The organism is Paenibacillus sp. Marseille-Q9583 (genome assembly GCF_976954365.1).
This window is the reverse complement of record NZ_CDRJTB010000150.1, coordinates 1-2,195: the sequence shown is the minus strand read 5'-3', so window position 1 is coordinate 2,195 and position 2,195 is coordinate 1. Positions and strand designations below refer to the sequence as shown.

Sequence of the window (2,195 nt, the reverse complement as noted above, 5' to 3'; positions counted from 1 at the left end):
TCATAAAAGATCCGCTTAATTGAAAGATCAATAAAAGTAAATAAATAAAAGTGATGGTGGGAGTAAATAGACGAGCGATTTTATCCATTAGCTTAAATGCTGAAATTAGGATAAATAACACACCGCTAATGATCATTGCCCCACTTAAAGCTTGTAAAGCATCATTGTTAGAAGAATAAAGTCCCCCCACTAAACTTGCGTAAATCGTAAAAATGCTCCACCATAACCCTGCCGGACCTTCATGAATAGGGAATTTATGACCCAACAGGCCTTGTAAAAATCCAGCTATCCCTAAAGTAAACATGGTGCTCTGAATGAGGCCAGAGGTCTCAAGGGGCGTTAAGTTATATAAATCTGCGATAGCAATGGGTGCAGCAATTGCACCAGCGATCATAAAAATCATCCACTGCAATCCTGACAGTATTACCTTCATTTCTTTCTCACTCTCTTTTCTAACAACACTGCTCTTATCCATAAATCAGCCATCAATGACTGTGTTAAGAGCTATTTCGACCATTTCATAAAAGGATTGTTCACTTTCTTTATGAGTCAGGTGTTCCTGTCTTAGCAATTGACTGCCCACAGTCAAAATCGATAACGCTTTTACACCATATTTAGCGGCTAAAGTGTATAGGGCTGTACTTTCCATTTCTACTGCTAATACACCAAAATCCATAAACTTGTGAAGTCGATCTAAATTTTCACGATAGAATTCATCAGAATTATAAATGTTACCAACAAAAACATTTGCATTTTTAGCTTGTGCTTGTTGATACGCTTTCATTAACAATGAGAAATCTGCTGTAGGTGCAAAATTACAACCATGAAAGATCTTCTCCGTCATATTACTGTCTGAAGACACCGCTTGGGCTATTATAATATCGCGGATATTAATTTCACTCTGCATCGCACCACATGTACCAATGCGAATCAATTTCTTAACTTCATAATCGACGATCAATTCTGTAGCATAGATACTCATCGATGGATTTCCCATCCCTGTCCCCTGAACCGACACCGGTACACCCTTGTATAATCCAGTGTATCCATACATCCCTCTTACTTCGTTATAACAATTAGCCCCCTCTAAAAAGTGTTCTGCTACAAATTTTGCACGTAAAGGATCTCCTGGGAGCAAAACGCGCTCTGCTATTTCTCCCTTATTTGCACCTAAATGTCTACTCATAGTTCTTCCTCCAACTTTTAATAGTAAACTGAGGTTTACCGAAATCGCTTTCCACTTGCCGTCAAGTAAAATCAGTTTTGAAACTAGATTGAGCATACGGTTTTTTAACATTACAAACTAGACCAAAAACTTACGTAGGTAACGGAAAATAATTGGTCAAATTATAAAAGCAATTCTTTACGAATATTGTCCAAATCTCTTTTAGAGGGGATCGTAGAAATAATAACAACAGGCACGGTCCTTAGTGCAACCGGGATATTACTAATGACAAGATCAATATTATTTTGCTGCATGATCTCGTCGGTTAGCCCTTTCATAATGGAGGTATTAAGGATCAACTGATCCCCTATTTCCTTCTTTATCAAATCTGCTATGTAATGACGAATCGAAAATTCTTCCCCGATCACTAAGAAAGCCCTCTTACTCTTATAACGTAAACTCGAGCGGACAATTAAGGTTAGTTTTGTTAAATGAAAATTATTGAAGAGAACGGAAGGGTAAGTTTTATTCCATGTTTGCATACAGGTTTGCATTTCTTGATAAATCTGCTGGCACTCCTGCTCTACATATGTTGTTAAATGACTTTTCGAAATCATCATCCATTCCGGAATGGCATTTTCGATTAATAGTTTGTCGAAAAATCCATAAATCTCCAAAATAAATCGTTCATGCATATCCAAGTTCGGGTATACCTTTGCCAACAACATTAGAAGCAGATTCCCCATTTGATATTCTTCTTTATCTTTGTGTAATTCGACTTCTTTAATCGGAGTGATCTCTGACCCTTCATAATAATGATATTGGCTGAGACTAACCATGGATTGCATAAAGAATATTTCACTCTTTGGAAATTCGATGGACAGCTTTTCTTCAAGACGCTCTGCTATGGCTCTCACTGGTACATAAAACATCCCCTTTTCCCAGGGGTATGCATTTTCGTCGATTGTTACACAATTTCCTTTAGCAGCTCTTTCTATTACAATTGCCAACAAAAAGGACAATTTCCTTT

Annotated in this window: 3 protein-coding genes; all 3 read right to left on the bottom strand. The window is 37.4% G+C overall.

What is annotated here, in order from left to right; translation table 11 throughout:
• A partial coding sequence (locus ACWNM1_RS30490) for a purine/pyrimidine permease (RefSeq protein WP_449603922.1) occupies positions 1-475 on the bottom strand: 475 nt, incomplete at its 3' end.
• A 3-nt stretch (positions 476-478) separates the two neighbouring features.
• A complete protein-coding gene (gene deoD / locus ACWNM1_RS30485; RefSeq protein ID WP_042188402.1) occupies positions 479-1,186 on the bottom strand; it encodes a purine-nucleoside phosphorylase in 708 nt (235 codons plus the stop codon).
• 161 nt (positions 1,187-1,347) lie between these two features.
• Entirely contained in the window at positions 1,348-2,178 is an 831-nt protein-coding gene (locus ACWNM1_RS30480) for a hypothetical protein (RefSeq protein WP_449603921.1), read from the bottom strand.
• Positions 2,179-2,195 lie beyond the last annotated feature (17 nt).